Below are 520 nucleotides of genomic sequence, written 5' to 3'. Positions count from 1 at the left end.
TTGGCGAACACGAAGTCGGCGGTGGAGGCCACGCACATGTCGGACTTGCCGTCGCCGATCACCAGCACGCGCTTGTTGCGCGGCGTGGATTTGCACTTGCAGTTGCCGGAAGCGGCGCGGCAGGCATCGCTGGCATACGGGAAGTCGATGCGCCAGCTGTCCTGGTCGACCTGGCGCAGGCGGTTGGCGAGGATCGGCAGCAGGGTCACGTAGTTGCGCGAAAGGATGCGGGCAATGCCCTGCTCGATGCCGTCGCTGACCACTTCGATGGAGGCACCCAGGCCCATGACGTGATCGACGAAGTCCGGGAAGTCCGGGTCGATCTCGACACTGTCAAAGTACGCCAGCAGTTCAGCCGGGGTGGCCTTGATCAGCGCCAGTTGGCGGCTCAGGCATTCGCGTGAACCGATATGCCCATCCAGCCATTGCTGCTCAATGGTTTCCCACTCGGGGCCGGCGAAGCGTTGGAGGACGTTGTCGATGACATCGGTGGGGGTAATGGTCCCGTCGAAGTCACACA

At 63.1% G+C, this 520-nt stretch carries 1 protein-coding gene; it reads right to left on the bottom strand.

The annotated features are described in order from the left end of the window. On the bottom strand, nt 1–520 hold a 520-nt coding region (locus tag E1K68_RS27535; protein ID WP_212614964.1), incomplete at both ends, for an HAD-IB family phosphatase.

The organism is Pseudomonas sp. B2021 (genome assembly GCF_018135665.1).
GTDB lineage: Bacteria > Pseudomonadota > Gammaproteobacteria > Pseudomonadales > Pseudomonadaceae > Aquipseudomonas > Aquipseudomonas lactis.
Note: the sequence above shows the minus strand (reverse complement) of the source record. Positions and strands in the feature narration are given on the sequence as shown.